Genomic DNA, 21,396 nt, shown 5'->3' on the forward strand with positions numbered 1-21,396 from the left:
TCCTCCCGGACTTTTTGCTCTATCTGTCTTTCCCTCCCCAACCCCTTCTACAAGGGGAGGGGCTAACCTTGCCGGGCTCTCTACGCTCTCGCCGCAACGTCTCGTCGAAAAGGACGCTCGCTCATGGCGTGAGGCGATGCCCCAAGTTAAGTCCCTCCCCTTGTGGGGAGGAGTTGGGGAGGGGTTTTATTTCGATTCCTACTGATGTCCGCGCGTCTTCAGCCACGCCTCTGTCAGTTGCTGGAAGCGGTCGGCCATATCGGCGATCGCTTCCTCGTCGTTCATTTCGCCTGAAAGCCAGGCGCGCGCCGGATCGGCAAAGATCGTCCGGCCGACGGCGAAGCCCTTCACGGAGGGAGCCGCCAGCGTCGCCTCGAAGCAGGAGATCAGCTCGTCGGCGGGCGCCTCAAGCCCCAGGAGCACGATACCGCGGCACCACGGATCATTTTTGGCGATCACCGCATCGATCTTCTTCCAGGCTTCACGGGATGCCTGCGGCTCCAGCTTCCACCAGTCCGGCTTGATGCCGAGCGCATAGAGCTCCTCCAGCGCGGTCGCGATGGTATCGTCGGTGAGCGGCCCATTCTTGCCGGCGATGATTTCCACCAGCAGCTCGCGGCCGACCTTGCGGGAAGCCTCGAACAGCGTGCGCAGCTTCTCCTGCTGCTCGGTCTTCAAGTCAGCCGGATCATCGGGATGATAGAAGCACAGGCACTTGATGCAATGAGCGAGTGGCCATTCCACGAGCTGTGAGCCGATATCCTGGCTGAATTCGAAGCGCAGCGGCTTCGAGCCCGGCAATTCCACCGGCCGGCCGATCCAGGAGAAATTCTTCGTCGCCGCATCGAAGAAAGCGTCGCGGCCGAAGCGTTCGTCGATCAGCATGCCGTAGCCGTCGCGGCCATTCGAAACCCGCGCCGCTGCGGCGACTGCCAGCCGCTTGAAGGCGACGATCTTCTCGTGGCCGACACCGAGTTCATCGGCGACGCTGACGAGCTGCGAGCGGTGGTCGATCGCCAGCGCCATCAAAAGCGGGATTTCGCCGCGCCGGGTCGATGCCCAGTGGATATGGTTGATTGCCTCGTCCTTGCGCAGCGCCCGGTGTTTGCTGCCGGTCGTCAGGAAGAAGTCGAGTTCGGCCCAGGTCGGATATTCCGGCGAGCAGAGCAGGCGGGAGACGGCGAAGGCGCCGCAGGCATTGGCCCAGGTGGCACAGGTCTTCAACGGCTCGTCGCGCAGGAAGCCGCGCAGGAAGCCGGACATGAAGGCATCGCCGGCGCCGAGCACGTTGAAGACTTCGATCGGGAAACCCTGGCCGACAATGCCGGCTTCCAGGTCGTCGGCGATCGGCCCGTCATAGACGATGCAGCCCATGGCGCCGCGCTTGAGCACGATCGTGGCCGGCGACAGGCGGCGGATCTCTTTCAACGCGCCGAGCACGTCGTCGGCGCCGGAAGCGATCAGGATCTCCTCTTCGGTGCCGACGATGAGATCGCAGTCGGGCAACGTCTCCTTCATCTTAGAGGAGACCCGGTCGGATTTCACATAGCGCTCGAAGCCTTCCGCATGGCCGGCAAGGCCCCAGAGGTTCGGTCGGTAATCGATGTCGAAGATCACTTTGCGGCCGTTCGCCTTGGCGATGCGGATCGCCTTGCGTTGCGCGGCTTCGGTATTCGGCCGTGAGAAATGTGTGCCGGAAACGAGAACGGCGCGCGACGATCGGATGAAATTTTCGTCGATATCGCCTTCATCGAGCGCCATGTCGGCGCAGTCCGAGCGATAGAAGATCATTGGCGACACGCCCTCGGCCTCGACCGCCAGCAGCACCAGCGCCGTCAGCCGTTCCTTGTCGGTGACAATGCCGTCTGTCGCCACGCCCTCGCGCGCCGACTGCTCGCGGATGAAGCGTCCCATCTGCTCGTCGCCGACGCGGGTGATAAGGCCGGATTTGAGGCCGAGCCGTGCTGTGCCGATGGCGATATTGGCCGGGCAGCCACCGACCGACTTGGCGAAGGAGCCGATATCCTCCAGCCGCGACCCGATCTGCTGGCCATAAAGATCGACCGAGGAACGGCCGATGGTGATCACATCAAGCGCCGGCTCCGGCTGTGAACCCGGATTCGATTGTACCATGATGTCCTCCCGCTAGATTTTGCGCGGCTTCCAGTGCCTGCGAATTTTCAATAATGAAACATCGGTTCCGATATTTTGTCAATTCGGAATGTTTATTCCATTTTGCCTTTTACAGGTTTTGACTGTTGATGCTTGCGCCGCCGCTCGGCGATTGCAACCGGCAGTGCCATCGTGAGTGCCATCGAGGCCGAAAGCGAGCGGAAGCCGGCGAAATCGGCCTCCGCCACCTCGAACCAGTGCGTGGCGCAGGCGGCAAGCGGCGAGAAGGCCGAATCGGTGATCGCAATGACGGGGACGCCGCGGTCGGCAAGCTCCTGGCTCTGGTTGAGGCTGTCGGCCGCATAGGGCGAAAAGCTCGCCGCAATCGCCGCATCCTTCGGTGTAGCGAACTGCACCATCTCAGGGTCGACACCGTTCGGCGAGGCGACGATCTGATGGCGGATGTTGAGCTTGGAAAAAGCGTAGGTCATGTGCGCCGTCAAGGGGTAGGAGCGCCGTTTGGCGATCAGATAGATCGTCTCGGCGTTAGCAAGGATATTCACGGCTTTGGTGAAAGTATCGCTCTGCACCGTCGCCGCCAGCCGATTGACCGACTGGTTTGCTGCGGCGATGAAGCCGGAGAGCAGATTGGCGTCCTCATCGTCGCCGCTCGATTGCTCCAGAGTGACGAGGCGCTCTTCGTAGCTCAGCGTCCGGTCCCGCAATCTTTCGCGAAAGATGCTCTGCAGGTCGGAAAACCCTCCGTAACCCAGATGATGCGCCAGGCGCACCAGCGTCGAGGGCTGGACGTCGGAGGCGGCCGCGATGCTTGCCGTTGTGCCGAAGGCGATCTCGTCGGGATTGCCGAGCGCGAAGGCGGCGACCTGCGCCAGCCGCTTCGGCATGCTTGCCTTGCGCTCGATGATGGTGCTGCGCAGGCTTTCGAAATCGCGCGGTACACGCGCGTGCCTTTGGGGATCGTTATCCATGCTTGCGGCTCACGAGATGAAACAAATATTCCATATTATCGAACATAAACGATTTCAAACCACACGGCCAATTGTTTTTAATCCCCTGTAATTGAACACTTTTGGACAATAGGTTCGCGAAGAACGCAGAAATGCCTGTGAGTAGGTCCTTGTCAAAATGATCCAAATATTCCAAAAATCCGCGCGCAGCTCTGGAGGAGACGGAAATGAAGCCACTCGGCATCGGTTTGATCGGCACCGGCTATATGGGCAAGTGCCATGCGCTGGCGTGGAATGCGGTAAAGACGGTGTTCGGCGATGTCGAGCGTCCGCGTCTTGTGCATCTGGCCGAAGCCAATGCCGGGCTTGCTGAGACTCGTGCCGGTGAATTCGGTTTCGAGAAGGCAACGGCCGACTGGCGGGCGCTGATCGCCGACCCCGATGTCGACGTCGTCTCCGTCACCACGCCCAATCAGTTCCACGCCGAGATGGCGATTGCAGCCCTCGAGGCCGGCAAGCATGTCTGGTGCGAAAAGCCGATGGCGCCGGCCTATGCCGATGCCGCGCGCATGCTGGAAACGGCGAAGCGATCCGGCAGGGTTGCCGCCCTTGGCTATAATTACATTCAGAATCCCGTCATGCGGCATATCAGGACGCTGATTGGCGAAGGCGCCATCGGCGCGGTCAATCATATCCGCGTCGAGATGGATGAGGATTTCATGGCCGATCCCGATGTCTTCTTTTATTGGAAGAGCGAGCTTTCCGCCGGCTACGGCGCGCTCGACGATTTCGCCGTGCACCCGCTGTCGCTGCTCTGGTATCTCTTCGGCCATGTCGAGGCCGTCATAACGGATATGGTAAAACCCTATGCCGACCGCCCGCTGAGCGAGGGCGGTCGCCGTGCCGTCGAAAACCACGATGGCGCCAACGTGCTGATGCGGCTTGGCGGTGGCATCTCCGCCGTGTTGATGGCGAATCGCGCCGCCTGGGGTCGCAAGGGCCGCATCGCCCTGCAGATTTTCGGCTCGAAAGGCTCGATCGTCTACGATCAGGAGCGCATGAACGAATTCGAACTCTATCAGGCCGACGGCCGCGGCTCCGAACAGGGTTTCCGCAAGATACTGGCGGCACCCGCCCATCAGCCTTATGATCGGTTTATTCCGGCACCAGGCCACGGCCTCGGCTTCAACGATCTGAAGATCATCGAATGCCGTGAGCTGATCCGGGCAATTTCAGGCGAGCCGTCGTCGATCGTGACATTCGAAGACGGTCTCAGGATAGAGAAGTCGGTGCATGCCATGGCACAGTCCTTCCACGAGCGCCGCTGGATCGAGATCGGCTGAATGTAAGAGGCCGCTTTCCGTTGACGGCGCACGGGCTACTGCATAATCCCTGAAATCGGGCTAGATTTCAGGGATTATGCAGAAACTCAAAATGCGACAGCGTCCTTTGCTCGTCTGAAAGACGCGCGGCGCTGTAGGGGATAGGCCTTGGCGTGGTTGTCGGGCGCAGCTTCAGGAGTGAGATCGTGACGGATAGACTGGTGATCATCGGCGCGGGACAGGCCGGTTTCGCATTGGCGGCCAAGCTGCGTGCGTTGAAGGATACGCGCCCGATCACCCTCATCGGCGCGGAGGACGTCGCTCCCTATCAGCGCCCGCCGCTTTCAAAGAAATACCTGCTCGGCGAAATGGCCTTCGACCGCCTGCTGTTCCGCGCCGAGCACTGGTATGCGGACAATGACGTCGACCTTCGCCTTTCGACCTGGGCCGAGCAGATCAAGCCGGACAGCAAGCAGGTTCTGCTGCAGGACGGCTCTGTTCTTGATTACGGCACGCTGGCGCTGGCCACCGGCTCGACGCCGCGCCGGCTGCCGGCCGCAATCGGCGGCGATCTCGAAGGCGTCTATGTCGCCCGCGACAAGCGCGATGCCGATCTGCTCGCTGACGAGATGCGCCCCGGTCGCCGCGTCCTCATCATCGGCGGCGGTTATATCGGTCTCGAGGCGGCAGCCGTTGCCCGCCATCGTGGCCTGGAAGTCACCGTCATCGAGATGGCTGACCGTATCCTGCAGCGCGTCGCGGCGAAGGAGACCGCCGACATCATGCGCGGGATTCACGAGACCCATGACGTGGTGATCCGCGAGAAGACCGGGCTCAAGCATCTGATCGGCAAGGATGGCCGTGTCATTGGTGCCGCGCTTTCAGACGGATCGGTCATCGACATCGATTTCGCTGTCGTCGGCATCGGCGTCGCGCCGAACGACCAGCTCGCCAAGGAAGCCGGCCTCGAAGTCGCCAACGGCATAGTCGTCGACGAATTCGCCCGCACCTCCGATCCGGCGATCTTTGCGGCCGGGGATTGCGCCGCACTTCCCTGGCAAGGCGGCCGCATCAGGCTCGAATCGGTGCAGAACGCCGTCGACCAGGCAGAAGCAGCGGCAGCCGTCATCGCCGGAGGCAGCGAGCCTTATGCGCCGAAGCCGTGGTTCTGGTCCGACCAGTATGACGTCAAGCTGCAGATCGCCGGCTTCAATCTCGGTTATGACGAGACGCTGCTGCGCCCCGGCACCCGCGAAGGCGCCCATTCGGTCTGGTACTTCAGGGAAGGCCAGCTGATCGCCGTCGATGCGATCAACGACGCGAAAGCCTATGTGACTGGCAAAAAACTGCTGGAATCCGGGACCAATCCCGACAAATCGATTCTCGCCGACCCTTCTGCTGACCTCAAGAGCCTGCTCGGCTGAGGTCGGCTTCTTCATCGACGAGAACGAAGCGCGATCAAATTCCGCAGGTCGCGGCAGGAAATGCGGTCTGTTTGCGTAACCAGCCGAAATGCCAGCCGCTGCATTTCTTCTGGTGAAAACTCAAAAAACCCTTGCATTCACAGACCGGTCGCCATAGTTAGGCCGCACCGGAGAGGTGGCCGAGTGGTCGAAGGCGCTCCCCTGCTAAGGGAGTATACGTCAAAAGCGTATCGTGGGTTCGAATCCCATCTTCTCCGCCATTCCGATTTCCTGAGCGCGTGTCGATTGTTGGTTTCTGGCAGGGAATCATGTTCGCTTATTCGGCTAGGCTGGCGACAAAAAAATCTCTCTGCCTTGAGCAAGAGAATCGCCTGCGGGAATCACCTCCCGCGCTCAAGCCACCGGCAGGCGGCGAAAGTGGATCGGTGCATGTCCGGTTACGCTTCCGGCAATCATGAATCCCCCGCAAGAGCCGTATTTTGTCAAAAAAGTGTCACGAATGTGTCGCAAAGCGCATGTCGAATTCTTCGTTGATCTGACCTAAGCCTCCGCAAAATCAGGGTTTTCTTAACAAAACATAAAGGAAATCGAGGCCGGCTGCCCGACTTGTGTCCTTTCAGCAACAGAATGTCGGGAAGGCTCTCTCAAATCCCCCATCTACACAAGTTGGTGATTGCGTGACGGCTTCCGTCTTGTATTTTCAACCTCGGAAGCAAGGGCGACTGATCGTCCACTTCTTGAAACACGGGGATGGGGCAGGGAACGCTGCTCAGCGAAAGATCCCAAACCCGATCGAAACTTTGAATTGGAGGTCATTTATGAACATCAAGAGCCTTCTTCTCGGCTCCGCTGCTGCTCTCGCAGTAGTTTCCGGTGCTCAGGCTGCTGACGCTATCGTTGCTGCCGAGCCGGAACCGGTTGAATACGTCCGCGTCTGCGACGCTTACGGCACCGGCTACTTCTACATCCCGGGCACCGAAACCTGCCTGAAGATCAACGGCTACATCCGTTTCCAGGTCAACGTTGGCGAAGACATCGGCGGCGATTCTGACTGGGATGCAACGACCCGTGGTCAGGTTCAGTTCACTGCCAAGAGCGACACCGAGTATGGTCCGCTGACCGGCGTCATCGTCATGCAGTTCAATGCTGACAACGCCACCGATCAGGCTGCCAAGCTCGACTCCGCTTACCTCGACATCGCCGGCTTCCGCGCTGGTCTGTTCTACAGCTGGTGGGACGATGGCCTCTCCGGCGAAACCGACGACATTGGCTCGCCGGTCACGCTGCATAACTCCATCCGTTATCAGTACGAAACGTCTGACTTCTACGCTGGCATCAGCGTCGATGAACTGGAAGACGGCTTCTACAAGACGGACGAAGAAGCCAACAACGTTGGCGTTGCAGTCGGTCTCGGCGGCAAGGCTGGCGCGTTCAGCTACCAGCTCACTGCCGGCTACGACGTCGACAATGAAGACGGTGCTGTCCGTGCAATGGGTACGGTTGACATCGGTCCCGGTACGCTCGGCCTCGCTGCCGTATACGCTACCGGCCCGAGCTCCTACTACACGAAGGCCGAATGGGCCATCGCTGCCGAATACGCTATCAAGGCAACCGACAAGCTCAAGATCACCCCTGGTGTTCAGTACTACAGCAACTACTACGTTGCTGGCGACGACTTCAGCGACAACGAAGCCTGGAAGGTCGGTCTGACGGTCGATTACCAGATCGTCGACAACTTCTACGCCAAGGCTTCGGTTCAGTACCTCGATCCGGAAGATGCTGACGACTCCACGACGGGCTACTTCCGTCTGCAGCGTTCGTTCTAATCTGATCTGACCTCGGTCAGTCAGGAAAGCCCGGCTCTCGAGCCGGGCTTTTTGTATTTGGCGAGACTGGCACGTTGTGCCGGCTGTGTGTCGATGAGGTTATCGGCAGGTGGCGAGAAAAGCTCGAATTGCTGTGGGGATGTTGTCGAGATGCAGGAGTGGGGCATGTCCTTGCCCTTCGGCAGCATGTCGGATCAAGCTCGAATGCCGTCGTGCCATTTCGCCGGCGCTTTCCAGTGAAAGCAGCGACGTATTTTCGCCGCGGATCAGCATGAGCGGCAGCCGGCTCAGGCTTTCGAATTGCCCCCAGAGATCAGGCAGCGGCTGGTTGAAATCGATCGATTTCAGGGCCTCCGCGATCGCCGGGTCGAAGTCGGCGACCGGCCTTCCGCCGATATCGCGATAAAGGGCAAGCGCCATCTCGCGCCAGTCTTCCTCTGCAAGCGCAGTAAACGACGCGCCATGATTTTCCTTCAATATATCGGTTGCCTCGTTCCAGTCTGCCGGCTTCCTGCCGCTGTTGAGGTAATCGCGGATTCGGGCCAGCCCCTCAGCCTCGAGCACAGGCCCAATATCGTTGAGGATGACGGCTTCGAGAAGGTCCGGCCGCATCACCGCGATCAGATGCAGGATCAGCCCGCCGCGCGACGTGCCGATGAAGATCGCCCGCTCGATGCCGAGCGCCGCGCAGGCGGCAACGACATCGCCGGCCTCGATGGCGAGGTTGTAGTTCGCCTTGTTGTCATCCCATGCCGAGTTCCCCCGTCCGCGCGAATCGAGCGCAATCACCTTGCGCGGCACGGTCGTGTCCCGGGAAAGAAGCAGTGCAAGTGGATGAAAGTCCCGCGTATTGCGGGTCAGGCCGGGCAGGCAGATGACCGGCAGCCGTCCCGCGGTTGCCGTCTCCTCGGGTCGGTAGTCGCGGGCATAAAGCCTCAGCCCATCGGGAGACGTATAAAATCGTTCCTGGAAACCGCTTGCATCCGTATCCGGCATCGTATCCCTCGAGATCTGTTTGATCGCGAAGATGTAGCCTGCTTTTCAAGCCGCGCCAAACAGCTTCAGGAGGCGCTGCGTCCGCCGATCAGGTCACGCTCGATATCTGTGGGCTGGCCGAGGCGAGCCTTGTAGACTTCGTAATTCTCCATCACCCGCTGGACATAGTTGCGCGTTTCGGGGAAGGGGATGCGCTCGATCCAGTCGACGATCTCGTCGATCGACCTGCCGCGCGGATCGCCGTAGCGGCCGATCCATTCCGGCACCCGCTTCGGCCCGGCATTATAGGCAATGAAGGTGAGGATATAGGAGCCGCCGAAGGCGTCGATCTGCTCGCCGAGATAATGGGCGCCGAGTGTCGCGTTATAACCGGCATCGGCTGTCAGCTTGTCCTTGGAAAAGGCGATGTTGTGGCGCTTGGCCACTGCCTGGGCTGTTCCCGGCAGCAGCTGCAGCAGGCCGCGCGCATTCGCGGCCGAAACGGCGGCCGGGTTGAAGGCGCTTTCCTGCCGGGCGATGGCATAGGCGAGTGCCTTGCCGGAGCCCGATATATTGGCATTCGCCGGGATCACGCCGATCGGAAAGGCCAGCGCTGCAACATCGATGCCGCGTCCATAGGCGATCTTGCCGACTTGCAGCGACAGATGATGATCGCCGGATTGCTCGGCCTGTGCCGCAAGGACAGCCAATTCACCGGGGCTTTGCAGTTGATCGGCGAGCGCCAGATAGAGAATGTCGGCTCGCCATCCATGGCCTGCGGCCTCCAGCCGGGCGATCGCCTGCACGGCTTCGCGTGCCTGGAAGCGTTGTCGGTCGGCCGTGCTCGGTGCGGGATAGGTGACATCAAGCGTCTTTCGCCCCAGCCTTTCGGCCGCAAGCTGGCCATAGAAGGTGCCGGGAAAATTCGCGGCCTTCGTGTAGAATTCGCTGGATTTGCCGGGGCCTCCGGCCTCCGCTGCGCGTCCCAGCCAATACCAGGCGCGTGAGACCGAGATCGGCCCGTTTGAGGTCTGGAGGATCTTGCGGAAGTGTTTTTCCGCCGTTGTCGGGTCCTGCAGGCCGCGAAGCGCGTACCATCCGGCATGGAATTCAGCCTCGACGATATCCGTCGCGCTCGTTGCGGCATAGTTTGCGACGATGCGATAGGCAGGCTTGAATTGTCCCTGGTCGACGAGACCACGGCTGACGATGCGCTGCTCGTTCCACCATTCGCCGGAATTGACGAGTTCGCTGCGCTCGGGCGGCATCTGCTCCAGAAGCGCTGCCGCCTCGGCATATTTGTCCTGCCTGCGCAGATACTCGATCCGCGCAAACAGTAGGCCGGCATCGCCCCGCCATTTTGCATCGACGGCGTTGAGCAGCGCGCCGGCATTGCCGGCTTTGGCGTCGACGGCAGCCCAGGCCGTATAGAGCGACTGGGCCTGGCCCATGTCGCCGAAGCGCTTGGCCTGCGCCACCCGGCCGCGATACATCAGATAGTCCATCCGCGCCTTGTGGTCGGCAGGCGTCAACAGCGCGGAAAACTCGATGAGGATCTTGTCCTCGGTCGCCTTGTCGAGAGCCTCTCCGCGCCAGACTTTGCGGATATATTTTGCCGCCTGCGCCTGCTTGCCCGATGCAACCAGCGCCCGGCCGAGGATGACGGCACCCTGCATCGTCTCAGGCGCGGTATCGCCGAAGGCGGCGAGCACGGCAGGAGGGGCGGGATTTTCGTCATAGATCGCGCGTTCGGAATAGGAACGCAGCCGCGAAAGACCCGGCCAGCCCTTGAGTTCCTGTGCGGCGCTGGCGATTTCATAGGAGGGAACGCCCTTCAATCCGGAAACGGCGATCGCCCAGGTGAGGATATGGCGGTCGAGCGTCCCGTCGCGCATATTGTCGCGGATCGAAAGCGCCAGCTGCGGATCCTTGTCGGAAAGCGCATCGAGGCCGGCTTTCAGGTCGCCGTTGACAGGGGCGACTGCCGGATTGCGCGGAATGGCGCCTGTTGTGATCGATTCCGGTATGGCTGTCTCGGGAATGAAGCCGAGCGGCTTGACGGCAGGCATGGAAACGCTCTCGCCGGGAAGCGGCGACGCAACACTGCTCCACGCGGCGGCAATGAAGCCGAAGGCGGACAGAATCAGGACAGCTTTCTTCATCCGGGATCTCGCAACGAAAACACGCTCTGCCATTTGGCTAGAGGTATCTTAACGAAACCTTACCGTACCAGGTAAAATTCATTCACATCTGCTATCGGAATTTGCCCTAAACCCAACTCTACGCGCTTGTCGCGATGATTTCGGCGCTCTATGGTGCGCAACTCTTATTCATGGAATGCGGCCGAAGCAAGGATTTGGTCGTGAGGAGCTTTGCATGTTCAATGGGTCCATTCCCGCCCTCGTCACCCCCTTCACGGATGCCGGACTGATCGACGAAGACAGCTTCGCCGCTCATGTCGACTGGCAGATCAAGGAAGGCAGCGGTGGTCTCGTTCCGGTCGGCACGACAGGCGAATCCCCGACGCTGTCGCATGCCGAGCACAAACGGGTGGTCGAACTCTGCATCGAAGTTGCCGCAAAACGCGTTCCCGTCATGGCTGGCGCCGGCTCGAACAATACGCGCGAGGCGATCGAGCTTGCCCAGCATGCCGAAAAGGTCGGTGCGAACGCCGTTCTGGTTGTCACTCCCTATTACAACAAGCCGACGCAGAAGGGTTTAATCGCCCATTTTTCGGCGATCGCCGAGGCCGTCGATCTGCCGATCTATATCTATAACATCCCCGGCCGCTCGGTGGTCGACATGGCGCCGGAAACGATGGGTGCGCTTGCCAAGGCGCACAAAAATATCGTCGGCGTCAAGGATGCGACGGGCAAGATCGAGCGCGTCTCCGAACAGCGCATCACCTGCGGCGCGGATTTCAGACAATTATCCGGCGAGGATGCGACGGCGCTCGGCTTCAACGCCCATGGCGGTGTCGGCTGTATTTCGGTAACGGCCAATGTCGCCCCGCGCCTTTGCGCCGACTTCCAGGCGGCAACGCTGGCAGGCGACTATGTCCGTGCCCTGGAATATCAGGATCGGCTGATGCCGCTCCACAAGGCGATCTTCCTTGAGCCGGGTCTTTGCGGCGCCAAATACGGGCTCTCCAAACTTGGCCGGATGAGCCGCAACGTTCGCTCGCCGCTGCTTTCGACGCTGGAGCCGGCAACGGAATCGGCGATTGACGCCGCGATGCGCCATGCAGGCCTGTTGAACTGACGAGACCGGCCGTCTTCACAAGACGGGGTCTCTCCCTTACATAGAGGGCAAGGAATGAGGGCGCGGCTTTTCGCGCTCTAAAAAAGCAATTGGAATATCGTCATGGCCCCCAAAGGCAGCCAGCGCGTGGTGAACAAGATCGTGGCCGAAAACCGCAAGGCCCGCTTCAACTACGAGATCATCGATACTTACGAGGCGGGCATCGTGCTGATGGGCACGGAGGTCAAGTCGCTGCGCGAAGGCAAGGCCAATATCGCCGAATCCTACGCCTCGGATGAGGGCGGCGAGATCTGGTTGATCAATTCCTATCTGCCGGAATATCTGCAGGCCAACCGCTTCAATCACGAGCCGCGCCGGCGCCGAAAGCTGCTGCTGTCGGGCCGTGAAATCCATCGCCTGCGCTCTGCCATCAACCGCGAAGGCATGACGCTGATCCCGCTGAAGATCTATTTCAACGATCGCGGTCGGGCGAAGATGGAACTGGCGCTCGCCAAGGGTAAGAAATTGCACGACAAGCGCGAATCCGAGAAGGAGCGCGATTGGAACCGGCAGAAGAGCCGCCTGCTGAAGGCTCATGGCTGACCGCGCTGCCGTGGTTTATGATCACGTCCGGATCGTCGCAGCCACTCCGGTTCGGGATGATGGAGAGATCAATCCTCGAGATCGCTGACCGGGGCAACTTCCGCCGGGCGTGGCGCCCGCTCGGAGGGATCACGACCGATTTCAGCCTTCAGAGACAAGAGATCGATGAAATGATCGGCCTGTCGGCGCAGGTCGTCGGCGATCATCGGCGGCTGGGTCGCCATGGTCGAGATCACCGAGACCTTGCGGCCTCTGCGCTGCAACGCCTCGACCAGGTTCGTGAAATCACCGTCGCCTGAGAAGATAACGAGGTGATCGACCGTTTCGGACTGTTCCATGGCGTCGATCGCAAGCTCGATGTCCATGTTGCCCTTGATCTTTCGGCGGCCCATGGAATCCGTGAATTCCTTGGCGGGCTTGGTGACGACTTTGTAGCCGTTGTAGTCGAGCCAGTCGATCAGCGGCCGGATCGATGAATATTCCTGATCTTCGATCAGAGCGGTATAATAATAAGCGCGCAGCAGATATCCGCGTTTCTGGAACGCTTTCAAGAGCTTGCGGTAATCGATGTCAAAGCCGAGGCTCTTGGATGCAGCGTAGAGATTGGCGCCGTCAATGAAGAGTGCAATTTTTTCGCGTGGGTCAAACATCGCTTACCAATCCAATGAGAGCAATCGAAATCCGCATGGGACAAACTTAAATAAAAACAATAGCTTGTGTTTCGATTTCAATCTGGTCCTTACTTTATGAATTATTCATATATGAAAGATTTAGGGCACGATTCGACATATTCCAAGCAACCTTCGGTGGAATTATGACATTCTCCATGGGAATCTAGCTCAGCCGCGGATAAAGACGAGGGGAGCCGGAATGAAAAACTTGTATTTGCCCGGTTTTAATTGTATCGGGCGTGTTAATCCCGAAATGACGACCGTAAAGGACAGGCAATGGCCCGTGTCACAGTTGAAGATTGCATCGACAAGGTGGAGAACCGCTTCGAGCTGGTTCTGCTCGCCAGCCACCGCGCCCGGCTGATTTCCCAGGGTGCCTCGATCACTATCGATCGTGACAATGACAAGAATCCCGTTGTGGCCCTGCGCGAAATCGCCGACGAGACGCTTTCGCCCGACGACCTCAAGGAAGATCTGATCCATTCGCTGCAGAAGCATGTCGAAGTCGACGAGCCCGAGCCCGATCCGGCAAGCATGATCGCCGCCGGCGGTGTCGCCGCAGCCGACAGCGAAGAGCAGGACGACGTGCCTGAGACGATCACTTTCGACCAGATGTCGGAAGAAGAGCTGCTTGCCGGCATCGAAGGCCTCGTGCCGCCGGAAAAGAGCGACGACTACTAAGCGCGTCGGCCGGATCCCCGGTCGCATCGGTTGAGTATGATCCTCCCGGTCGCATTGATGCGATCCGGAAAAATGCTTTATGCGATGCAAAAGAGCGACGATTACCAATCGTCAATCTTGCACCTTTATTGCTTAGGCATATTATTGCCCATGTGTGCGCCAATCGTTGATTGGCGCGCTTTTATTTTTATCGGAGTGGCTTTGGAATGATGCGGCAGTACGAGCTCGTGGAGCGGGTTCAGCAATACAAGCCCGATGCCAATGAAGCACTGCTGAACAAAGCCTATGTCTACGCCATGCAGAAGCACGGCCAGCAAAAACGCGCGAGCGGCGATCCGTATATTTCCCATCCGCTCGAGGTCGCTGCCATCCTCACCGACATGCACCTCGATGAATCGACGATCGCGGTCGCTCTGCTGCACGATACGATCGAGGATACGACAGCGACGCGCGCCGAGATCGACGAACTCTTCGGCGAGGATATCGGCCGGCTGGTCGAGGGTCTGACGAAGATCAAGAAGCTCGATCTCGTCACCAAGAAGGCCAAGCAGGCGGAAAACCTGCGCAAGCTGTTGCTTGCCATTTCCGACGATGTGCGCGTGCTGCTCGTCAAGCTGGCTGATCGCCTGCACAATATGCGTACCCTCGATCACATGTCGGCCGACAAGCGTGCCCGCATTTCCGAGGAGACGATGGAAATCTATGCGCCGCTCGCCGGCCGCATGGGTATGCAGGACATGCGCGAGGAACTCGAGGAGCTCTCCTTCCGGCATATGAACCCGGAAGCCTATGAAACCGTCACCAAAAGGCTGGAAGAGCTTTCGAAGCGCAACGAGGGCATCGTTAAGAAGATCGAGGCTGAACTGCGCGACCTTTTGGTCGCAAGCGGCCTGACGAGCGCCTACGTCAAGGGCCGGCAAAAGAAGCCCTATTCAGTCTTCCGCAAGATGCAGTCGAAGTCGCTTTCGTTCGAGCAGCTTTCCGATGTCTACGGCTTCCGCCTGATCGTCGAGGATATCCCTTCCTGTTACCGGGCGCTCGGCATCGTCCACACGCGCTGGCGCGTCGTGCCCGGCCGCTTCAAGGACTATATCTCGACGCCGAAGCAGAACGATTACCGTTCGCTGCACACCACCATCGTCGGTCCTTCCAGCCAGCGCATCGAACTGCAGATCCGCACCAAGCGCATGCACGAAATCGCCGAATTCGGCATCGCCGCCCACACGCTCTATAAGGACGGCGCCACCAATGCCGATGGCGACATCCTTTCTCGCGAATCCAATGCCTACTCCTGGCTGCGCCATACGATCGAGGCCCTGGCCGAGGGCGACAGCCCGGAAGAGTTCCTCGAGCACACCAAGCTCGAGCTGTTCCAGGACCAGGTCTTCTGCTTCACGCCGAAGGGCAAGCTGATTGCCCTGCCGCGCGGCGCCACCCCGATCGATTTCGCTTATGCGGTGCACACCAATATCGGCGACACCACCGTGGGCGCCAAGATCAACGGCAGGATCATGCCGCTGGTGACGCGGCTTGCAAATGGCGACGAGGTCGAGATCATCCGCTCCGGCGTGCAGGTTCCGCCCGCCGCCTGGGAGGAAATCGTCGTGACCGGCAAGGCGCGCGCCGCCATCCGCCGGGCCACCCGCATGGCGATCCGCAAGCAATATGCCGGCCTTGGCCATCGCATTCTCGAGCGCACCTTCAATAGGGCCGGCAAGATCTTCTCGCGCGAGGCGATGAAGCCGGCGCTGCACCGTCTTGGCCAGAAGGATGTCGAGGATGCGATCGCTGCCGTCGGTCGCGGCGAGATGTCCTCGCTCGACGTGCTGCGCGCCGTCTATCCCGATCATCAGGATGAGCGCGTCACCGTGAAGCCCTCCGGCGACGACGGTTGGTTCAACGTCCGCAGCGCCGCCGGCATGATCTTCAAGATTCCCGGCAAGACCAAGGCCGGGCACGAGGGTGGCCATTCGGAAATTGACACTGACGCCGATATCGGGCCGATCCGCGGCCTGTCCGGCAATGTCGACGTCAAGTTCGCGCCAACCGGCGCCGTGCCCGGCGATCGCATCGTCGGCATCATGGACCAAGGCAAGGGCATCACCATCTATCCGATCCAGTCGCCGAGCCTGCAGCGCTTCGACGATCAGCCCGACCGCTGGATCGACGTTCGCTGGGATCTCGACGAAGCCAACAAGTCGCGTTTCATGGCGCGCATCATGGTAAACGGGTTGAATGAACCCGGGACGCTTGCCAAGGTCGCCCAGACGGTCGCAGGCCTCGACGTCAATATCCGCTTGCTGAACACGGTGCGGGTGGCGGCCGATTTCACCGAAATGATGCTCGAGGTCGAGGTTTGGGACCTGCGTCAGCTCAACCAGTTGCTCGCCCAGATGAAGGAACTGGATTGCATCGCCACGGTCCGGCGGCTCTACGAGTAAGCTTTTGTTAAGCGCCCTCGGGGGGCTGGACAAAAAATTGCACATTTTATGATCGAGATGGCGCATCAAAAGGGCAAGCGATGCGCTGAGCGCATGGCTGTCTCCATGTTGCAGCGGTGGTAATTAACCTCTGCCGGGCCTATCTTCTGGCTATCGAAACGCAAACAGAAGATGAGACAAGGTAATGTTTGACCCTATCAAGAAATTCGCACGTGCCTTCCGCGCTCCGACCACGCAGGAACGTGAAATGGCTTATTTGAACGGCTCGCTCGATCGTATCGATCTCGAGTTTCGTCAGCGTCAGGTCGACCGCGGTCTGTTCCGCAATCGCTGATAGCGAACTTTATACTTGAGACGAGTGAGGGACGTTATGCATAACGGACGCCCCTCGGCATGAAGAAGCTCCTCTTCGCAGAGAGAAATGAGGGGCGGTTTTTCGAGCGGTATCATTTGCCGCTCTTGTCATGGCCGTGTGCGCTGCACTAAATACCGGCCATGTTGTTTCGCCGTCGCAAGCCTGCGGGATTCAAGGAAAAGATGCGGGAGCTTTTATGGCCTCGCAAGGGTTTCCTTCGCCCGATCCGTTACCTGACAATGCGCGTCCTGCGCCTGAGCGCTTCGCCGCATGCGGTTGCCGCCGGCGTTGCTGCGGGTGTGTTCGTCTCGTGGACGCCTTTCATCGGCGTGCATTTTGTCATGGCTTTCGTCATCACCTATTTCCTCTCGGGCAGTATGGTGGCCGCCGCCCTCGGATGCGCCGCCTTCGGCAATCCGCTGACCTATCCCTTCATCTGGGGCATCACCTGGGAGATCGGACATCTGCTGTTGAGCCGCGAGGATCATCTGGCCGGTCAGACGGTGGATCTCGCCGCCCTTTTTCACAAGCTGAACTTCGCTGAGCTGTGGAAGCCGGTGCTGGAACCGATGCTGGTCGGCGCCATTCCGCCGGCGACCGTCACCTCCGTTGCGCTCTATGCGCTGACATTCTACACCGTGAAGGGTTTTCAGACGCGCCGCCATATTCGGCTGATGGAACGGGCGCGCCTGCGTCTTGCCGTTCCGGCCGGCGACATGCCGAGCATATGAACCCGACCAAGAATTCTTAAGCGACGGAAGGTTCCGGCATGATCATCGGCATTGGTAGCGATCTGATCGACATTCGCCGTGTCGAGAAATCCATCGAGCGCTTCGGCGAGCGCTTCACCCATCGCTGCTTCACCGAGATCGAGCGCGCGCGTTCCGACCGCCGGGCAAACCGTGCCGCATCCTATGCCAAGCGTTTCGCCGCCAAGGAGGCCTGTTCCAAGGCGCTCGGCACCGGCATAGCGCAGGGCGTCTTCTGGAAGGACATGGGCGTCGTCAACCTGCCGAGCGGCAAGCCGACCATGATTTTATCAGGCGCCGCCGCGCTGATCCTCGAATCGCTGCTGCCCGCGGGCCACAGGCCCGCCATTCATTTGACAATAACGGATGATTATCCCTTGGCGCAGGCCTTCGTCATTATCGAGGCGTTGCCCGAGAGCCTCTGATCGTGACCTCGGGAGCGTTGATCGCGACCTCGGGAGCTGTTGATGGCGACCTCGGGAGCGTTGAACGCGACCTCTCGTCGCTTTTGATGTTGTCGCCATTGCCGCAACCGGCCGAAGCCGCTAGAGAGAACGACAGAAAGAATTGCGCCGCCGCGGCGTCTTGAAGGAATAAGACTGCGTGTCCGAAAAAGTCGAAGCCAAGCCGAACGCCCTCTGGGAAAATATCAAAGTCATCATCCAGGCGCTGATTTTGGCGATGGTGATCCGAACGGTGCTGTTCCAGCCCTTTACCATTCCATCCGGTTCGATGATGCCGACGCTGCTGGTCGGCGACTACATCTTCGTCAACAAGTTCGCTTACGGCTATTCGAAATATTCGCTGCCCTTCTCGCCTGATGTCTTCAGCGGCCGCCTGTTCGGCGCCGATCCGAAGCGTGGCGACATCGTCGTCTTCCGCTTCCCGCCAAACCCCGAGATCGACTACATCAAGCGCTGCATCGGCCTGCCAGGCGACCATATCCAGGTTACCGACGGCGTGCTCTACGTCAACGGCAAGCCGGTTCCGAAGGTAGCGGACGGTAGCTTCACCTCGGATTACAAGCTTGATCCGGGCGCGGATGTGCCGGTGTTCCGCGAAACGCTCGACAGCGGCAAGACCTACGACACGCTTGATCAGTCTCCGGTGTCGCGCGGCGATAACACCCGCGAATTCATCGTGCCGGAAGGCCATTATTTCATGATGGGCGATAACCGCGACAACTCGCTCGACAGCCGCTTCGATGTCGGCTTCGTGCCTGCCGAAAATCTTGTCGGCCGCGCCAGCGTCATCTTCTTCTCGCTCGGCAACGATACCTCCTTCCGCGAAATCTGGAAGTGGCCGACGAACATGCGTTGGGACCGCCTCTTCAAGGTTGTTGAATGAGCAAGGCGCAGACGCTTTCTGCGGCGGACCGCGCAAAGCTTGAAGGCCTGATCGGTCATGATTTCGCTGAAAAGGAACGCCTGGATCGCGCGCTGACCCATGCCAGCGCCCGCACCGAAAAGGGCGGCAATTACGAACGGCTGGAATTCCTCGGCGACAGGGTCCTTGGGCTCTGCATCGCCGAACTTCTGTTTCGCACCTTCGGGACGGCGGGAGAAGGCGAGCTCTCGGTTCGCCTCAACCAACTCGTCAGCGCTGAAACCTGCGCCGCGGTCGCCGACGAACTCAATCTTCACCTCTATATCCGCACCGGCGCCGATGTGAAGAAATTGACCGGCAAGCGCATGATGAACGTGCGCGCCGACGTCGTCGAAAGCCTGATCGCCGCGATCTATCTCGACGGCGGCCTCGAAGTTGCCCGCCGGTTCATTCTGCGTTACTGGCAGGGCAGGGCAGTGCGGGCCGATGGCGCCAAGCGCGACGCCAAGACTGAGCTGCAGGAATGGTCGCACGCGAAATTCGGCGTCACGCCGATCTACCGGGTTGATGAACGCAGCGGACCGGATCATGATCCGCGCTTCAAGGTGACGGTGGAAGTTGCTGGCATTAAGCCTGAAACCGGCGTAGAGCGGTCGAAGCGTGCCGCCGAACAGGTCGCGGCAACGAAGATGCTCGAGCGCGAAGGCATTTGGCAGCAATCGACTGCCGGAAACTGACGGGACAATGACACAAGAAGAAGATATCGCGGCCGAAGCTGCCGCAGAAACCAATGGTCCGACGCATTCGGGCTTCGTCGCGCTGATCGGGCCGACCAATGCCGGCAAGTCGACGCTGGTGAACCGCCTCGTCGGCGCCAAGGTCTCGATCGTCAGCCATAAGGTGCAGACGACGCGGGCCATCGTCCGCGGCATCGCGATCCACGACAATGCCCAGATCGTCTTCATGGATACGCCTGGTATCTTCAAGCCGCGCCGCCGGCTTGACCGCGCCATGGTGACCTCGGCCTGGGGCGGTGCGAGGGATGCTGATCTGATCGTGCTGCTGATCGACAGCGAGCGCGGCCTGCGCGGCGATGCGGAAGCCATCCTCGAAGGCCTCAAGGAAGTCCGGCAGCCGAAGATCCTGCTGCTCAACAAGATCGACCGCGTCAACCGCGAGGATCTGCTGGCACTGGCCGCTGCCGCCAACGAGAAGATCGCTTTCGAGCGCACCTTCATGATATCAGCCGAAAACGGCTCCGGCTGCGACGACCTCATGGACTATCTGGCGAAAACGCTGCCGGAGGGGCCGTGGTACTATCCGGAAGACCAGATCTCCGATCTGCCGATGCGCCAGCTCGCCGCCGAGATCACCCGCGAGAAGCTGTTTCTGCGCCTGCACCAGGAGCTTCCCTATGCCTCGCATGTCGAAACGGAGACGTGGGAAGAGCGCAAGGACGGCTCGGTGCGGATCGAGCAGGTGATCTATCTCGAGCGCGACAGCCAGAAGAAGATCGCCCTCGGCAAGGGTGGTGAAACCATCAAGGCGATCTCGACTGCGTCGCGCAAGGAATTGTCGCAGATCCTCGAACAGCCGGTCCATCTCTTCCTGTTCGTCAAGGTTCGCGAGAATTGGGGTGATGATCCCGAGCGGTTCCGCGAAATGGGTCTCGATTTCCCGAAATAAGCATGGCAAGGATTTCGTCGGGTTGGCGCCAGCCCTTTGTTTCCGCATAAAAAAACCGGCTCGCTCATGGAACAAATCCATGCTTTGCGCATTTGTTAACGAACGGCGCGCCGATTTTGCGACGGTAGGGCAACTATGGCGACGTCGAGACCCATCAATTCTTTCAAGACCCCTTGCGAGCAATGTCCTTTGCGGCCCTTGCCGCATTTCAGGGAATTCAGCCGTGACGAGCTGGAATTCGTTTCGAACTTCAAGAAGGGTGAGCTTGCCGTCGATGCCGGCTCCACCATCCTCGTCGAGGGCGCCCATAGCGCTCATCTCTTCACGGTGCTCGCCGGCTGGGGCTTCCGCTACAAGATGCTGGAGGACGGGCGCCGTCAGATTCTGAACTATATCATGCCGGGCGACCTGGTCGGCCTGCAGGGAACGATTGCCGGTGAGATGCAGCATTCAGTCGAAGCGCTTTCGCCCGTGTCCCTTTGTGTCTTCGAGCGTGACAGGCTGATGACGCTCTACAACAAGCACGCCTCGCTCGCCTTCGACATCACCTGGATCGCCGCGCGCGAGGAGCGCATCCTGGATGAGCATCTCCTGAGCATCGGCCGCCGCACGGCGCTGGAAAGAGCAGCCTACCTGATCGCTTTCCTGTTCGAGCGCGGCCGGAAGCTCAATATCTTCAATGGCCGCAAATTCATCCCCATCACCCAGCAGCACATTGCCGACACGCTCGGTCTTTCCATCGTTCATACCAACAAGACCTTGAAAAAGCTCAGCGAACGTGGGTTGATCCGCTGGCAGGAGCGCGGCTGCGAGGTGCTGAACGGCGAGGAATTGATGGCGATCGCCGGCTGGGAAGGGCTCGGAGAGGGCAAACGCCCGTTCATCTAAAGCGCGTTGCGATCTTTCAGATTCGCCCCTCGCGCTTTAGGTCTTTGTTTTGCGCATGCCGCTGTCACAAAACCGCTGCACAGTTTTGCGCGACATGCCTGGCCAAGCAGCTTGGTTATGTCTTTTTTA

At 59.9% G+C, this 21,396-nt stretch carries 19 protein-coding genes and 1 tRNA gene; 15 read left to right on the top strand and 5 right to left on the bottom strand.

The window, feature by feature from the left end; translation table 11 throughout:
• Positions 1-198: 198 nt before the first annotated feature.
• Complete coding sequence (locus CUJ84_RS05795) at positions 199-2,133, bottom strand: bifunctional 5-dehydro-2-deoxygluconokinase/5-dehydro-2-deoxyphosphogluconate aldolase (protein WP_105005541.1); 1,935 nt, start codon at positions 2,131-2,133, stop codon at positions 199-201.
• A 92-nt stretch (positions 2,134-2,225) separates the two neighbouring features.
• Positions 2,226-3,101 (bottom strand): MurR/RpiR family transcriptional regulator, encoded by an 876-nt coding sequence (locus tag CUJ84_RS05800; protein ID WP_105005542.1) that lies wholly within the window; start codon positions 3,099-3,101, stop codon positions 2,226-2,228.
• 206 nt (positions 3,102-3,307) lie between these two features.
• On the opposite strand from CUJ84_RS05800, the gene CUJ84_RS05805 reads away from it, so the two are divergent.
• The 4 genes from CUJ84_RS05805 to CUJ84_RS05820 all read left to right on the top strand — a co-directional run bounded on the left by CUJ84_RS05805 (position 3,308) and on the right by CUJ84_RS05820 (position 7,652).
• Entirely contained in the window at positions 3,308-4,423 is a 1,116-nt protein-coding gene (locus tag CUJ84_RS05805; RefSeq protein ID WP_105005543.1) for a Gfo/Idh/MocA family protein, read from the top strand.
• A 185-nt stretch (positions 4,424-4,608) separates the two neighbouring features.
• On the top strand, positions 4,609-5,826 hold the full coding sequence (locus tag CUJ84_RS05810) for an NAD(P)/FAD-dependent oxidoreductase (protein ID WP_027685306.1): 1,218 nt from the start codon (positions 4,609-4,611) through the stop codon (positions 5,824-5,826).
• A gap of 169 nt (positions 5,827-5,995) precedes the next feature.
• A tRNA-Ser gene (locus tag CUJ84_RS05815) sits at positions 5,996-6,086 on the top strand.
• 558 nt (positions 6,087-6,644) lie between these two features.
• On the top strand, positions 6,645-7,652 hold the full coding sequence (locus CUJ84_RS05820; RefSeq protein WP_027685305.1) for a porin: 1,008 nt from the start codon (positions 6,645-6,647) through the stop codon (positions 7,650-7,652).
• Between the two features lie 99 nt (positions 7,653-7,751).
• Here the strand turns inward: CUJ84_RS05820 and CUJ84_RS05825 are convergent, their stop codons facing one another.
• Both CUJ84_RS05825 and CUJ84_RS05830 read right to left on the bottom strand, forming a co-directional pair.
• Entirely contained in the window at positions 7,752-8,648 is an 897-nt protein-coding gene (locus CUJ84_RS05825; RefSeq protein WP_105005544.1) for an alpha/beta fold hydrolase, read from the bottom strand.
• 65 nt (positions 8,649-8,713) lie between these two features.
• Positions 8,714-10,789, bottom strand: a complete 2,076-nt coding sequence (locus tag CUJ84_RS05830) for a lytic transglycosylase domain-containing protein (RefSeq protein WP_105005545.1) — start codon at positions 10,787-10,789, stop codon at positions 8,714-8,716.
• 214 nt (positions 10,790-11,003) lie between these two features.
• Between CUJ84_RS05830 and dapA the strand changes: the two genes are divergently transcribed.
• Both dapA and smpB read left to right on the top strand, forming a co-directional pair.
• On the top strand, positions 11,004-11,888 hold the full coding sequence (dapA, locus tag CUJ84_RS05835; RefSeq protein ID WP_105005546.1) for a 4-hydroxy-tetrahydrodipicolinate synthase: 885 nt from the start codon (positions 11,004-11,006) through the stop codon (positions 11,886-11,888).
• A 102-nt stretch (positions 11,889-11,990) separates the two neighbouring features.
• The gene (smpB, locus tag CUJ84_RS05840) at positions 11,991-12,470 is read left to right on the top strand and encodes an SsrA-binding protein SmpB (RefSeq protein WP_003558077.1); all 480 of its coding nucleotides are present in this window, start codon (positions 11,991-11,993) and stop codon (positions 12,468-12,470) included.
• A 68-nt stretch (positions 12,471-12,538) separates the two neighbouring features.
• On the opposite strand, the gene CUJ84_RS05845 is transcribed toward smpB, so the two are convergent.
• Positions 12,539-13,120, bottom strand: a complete 582-nt coding sequence (locus CUJ84_RS05845) for an NYN domain-containing protein (RefSeq protein ID WP_003558079.1) — start codon at positions 13,118-13,120, stop codon at positions 12,539-12,541.
• 297 nt (positions 13,121-13,417) lie between these two features.
• Between CUJ84_RS05845 and rpoZ the strand changes: the two genes are divergently transcribed.
• The 9 genes from rpoZ (at position 13,418) to CUJ84_RS05890 (ending at position 21,267) form a co-directional block, all read left to right on the top strand.
• Entirely contained in the window at positions 13,418-13,822 is a 405-nt protein-coding gene (rpoZ, locus tag CUJ84_RS05850; RefSeq protein WP_003558080.1) for a DNA-directed RNA polymerase subunit omega, read from the top strand.
• A 206-nt stretch (positions 13,823-14,028) separates the two neighbouring features.
• Complete coding sequence (locus CUJ84_RS05855) at positions 14,029-16,263, top strand: RelA/SpoT family protein (protein ID WP_027685301.1); 2,235 nt, start codon at positions 14,029-14,031, stop codon at positions 16,261-16,263.
• Positions 16,264-16,447: 184 nt separating this feature from the next.
• Positions 16,448-16,597, top strand: coding sequence for a DUF3563 family protein (locus CUJ84_RS05860; protein WP_003558084.1), 150 nt, complete (start codon positions 16,448-16,450; stop codon positions 16,595-16,597).
• 161 nt (positions 16,598-16,758) lie between these two features.
• Positions 16,759-17,349 carry a DUF2062 domain-containing protein gene (locus CUJ84_RS05865; protein WP_027685300.1) on the top strand — a complete coding sequence of 197 codons (591 nt, stop codon included), beginning with the start codon at positions 16,759-16,761 and terminating at the stop codon, positions 17,347-17,349.
• A gap of 38 nt (positions 17,350-17,387) precedes the next feature.
• Positions 17,388-17,792 carry a holo-ACP synthase gene (acpS, locus tag CUJ84_RS05870; protein WP_105005547.1) on the top strand — a complete coding sequence of 135 codons (405 nt, stop codon included), beginning with the start codon at positions 17,388-17,390 and terminating at the stop codon, positions 17,790-17,792.
• Positions 17,793-17,970: 178 nt separating this feature from the next.
• Positions 17,971-18,714 carry a signal peptidase I gene (lepB, locus tag CUJ84_RS05875; protein WP_003558090.1) on the top strand — a complete coding sequence of 248 codons (744 nt, stop codon included), beginning with the start codon at positions 17,971-17,973 and terminating at the stop codon, positions 18,712-18,714.
• Positions 18,711-19,430 carry a ribonuclease III gene (rnc, locus tag CUJ84_RS05880; protein WP_105005548.1) on the top strand — a complete coding sequence of 240 codons (720 nt, stop codon included), beginning with the start codon at positions 18,711-18,713 and terminating at the stop codon, positions 19,428-19,430. Before lepB ends, rnc begins: the two co-directional genes overlap by 4 nt.
• Positions 19,431-19,437: 7 nt before the next feature.
• Positions 19,438-20,379 (top strand): GTPase Era, encoded by a 942-nt coding sequence (gene era / locus CUJ84_RS05885; protein WP_003558094.1) that lies wholly within the window; start codon positions 19,438-19,440, stop codon positions 20,377-20,379.
• Between the two features lie 135 nt (positions 20,380-20,514).
• Positions 20,515-21,267, top strand: a complete 753-nt coding sequence (locus CUJ84_RS05890) for a Crp/Fnr family transcriptional regulator (protein WP_105005549.1) — start codon at positions 20,515-20,517, stop codon at positions 21,265-21,267.
• The last annotated feature ends 129 nt before the right edge of the window (positions 21,268-21,396 follow it).

This window comes from Rhizobium leguminosarum, from assembly GCF_002953715.1.
Lineage (GTDB): Bacteria > Pseudomonadota > Alphaproteobacteria > Rhizobiales > Rhizobiaceae > Rhizobium > Rhizobium leguminosarum_V.

What these genes read in the sequence shown, in the direction of transcription:
- CUJ84_RS05805 (WP_105005543.1), top strand. Translation starts at nt 3,308, where the DNA reads ATGAAGCCACTCGGCATCGGTTTGATCGGCACCGGCTATATGGGCAAG.
- CUJ84_RS05800 (WP_105005542.1), bottom strand. Translation starts at nt 3,101, where the DNA reads ATGGATAACGATCCCCAAAGGCACGCGCGTGTACCGCGCGATTTCGAA.
- rpoZ (WP_003558080.1), top strand. Translation starts at nt 13,418, where the DNA reads ATGGCCCGTGTCACAGTTGAAGATTGCATCGACAAGGTGGAGAACCGC.
- rnc (WP_105005548.1), top strand. Translation starts at nt 18,711, where the DNA reads ATGAGCAAGGCGCAGACGCTTTCTGCGGCGGACCGCGCAAAGCTTGAA.
- dapA (WP_105005546.1), top strand. Translation starts at nt 11,004, where the DNA reads ATGTTCAATGGGTCCATTCCCGCCCTCGTCACCCCCTTCACGGATGCC.
- smpB (WP_003558077.1), top strand. Translation starts at nt 11,991, where the DNA reads ATGGCCCCCAAAGGCAGCCAGCGCGTGGTGAACAAGATCGTGGCCGAA.
- CUJ84_RS05860 (WP_003558084.1), top strand. Translation starts at nt 16,448, where the DNA reads ATGTTTGACCCTATCAAGAAATTCGCACGTGCCTTCCGCGCTCCGACC.
- CUJ84_RS05795 (WP_105005541.1), bottom strand. Translation starts at nt 2,133, where the DNA reads ATGGTACAATCGAATCCGGGTTCACAGCCGGAGCCGGCGCTTGATGTG.
- CUJ84_RS05890 (WP_105005549.1), top strand. Translation starts at nt 20,515, where the DNA reads ATGGCGACGTCGAGACCCATCAATTCTTTCAAGACCCCTTGCGAGCAA.
- CUJ84_RS05830 (WP_105005545.1), bottom strand. Translation starts at nt 10,789, where the DNA reads ATGAAGAAAGCTGTCCTGATTCTGTCCGCCTTCGGCTTCATTGCCGCC.
- CUJ84_RS05865 (WP_027685300.1), top strand. Translation starts at nt 16,759, where the DNA reads ATGTTGTTTCGCCGTCGCAAGCCTGCGGGATTCAAGGAAAAGATGCGG.
- acpS (WP_105005547.1), top strand. Translation starts at nt 17,388, where the DNA reads ATGATCATCGGCATTGGTAGCGATCTGATCGACATTCGCCGTGTCGAG.
- CUJ84_RS05845 (WP_003558079.1), bottom strand. Translation starts at nt 13,120, where the DNA reads ATGTTTGACCCACGCGAAAAAATTGCACTCTTCATTGACGGCGCCAAT.
- CUJ84_RS05825 (WP_105005544.1), bottom strand. Translation starts at nt 8,648, where the DNA reads ATGCCGGATACGGATGCAAGCGGTTTCCAGGAACGATTTTATACGTCT.
- CUJ84_RS05855 (WP_027685301.1), top strand. Translation starts at nt 14,029, where the DNA reads ATGATGCGGCAGTACGAGCTCGTGGAGCGGGTTCAGCAATACAAGCCC.
- era (WP_003558094.1), top strand. Translation starts at nt 19,438, where the DNA reads ATGACACAAGAAGAAGATATCGCGGCCGAAGCTGCCGCAGAAACCAAT.
- CUJ84_RS05820 (WP_027685305.1), top strand. Translation starts at nt 6,645, where the DNA reads ATGAACATCAAGAGCCTTCTTCTCGGCTCCGCTGCTGCTCTCGCAGTA.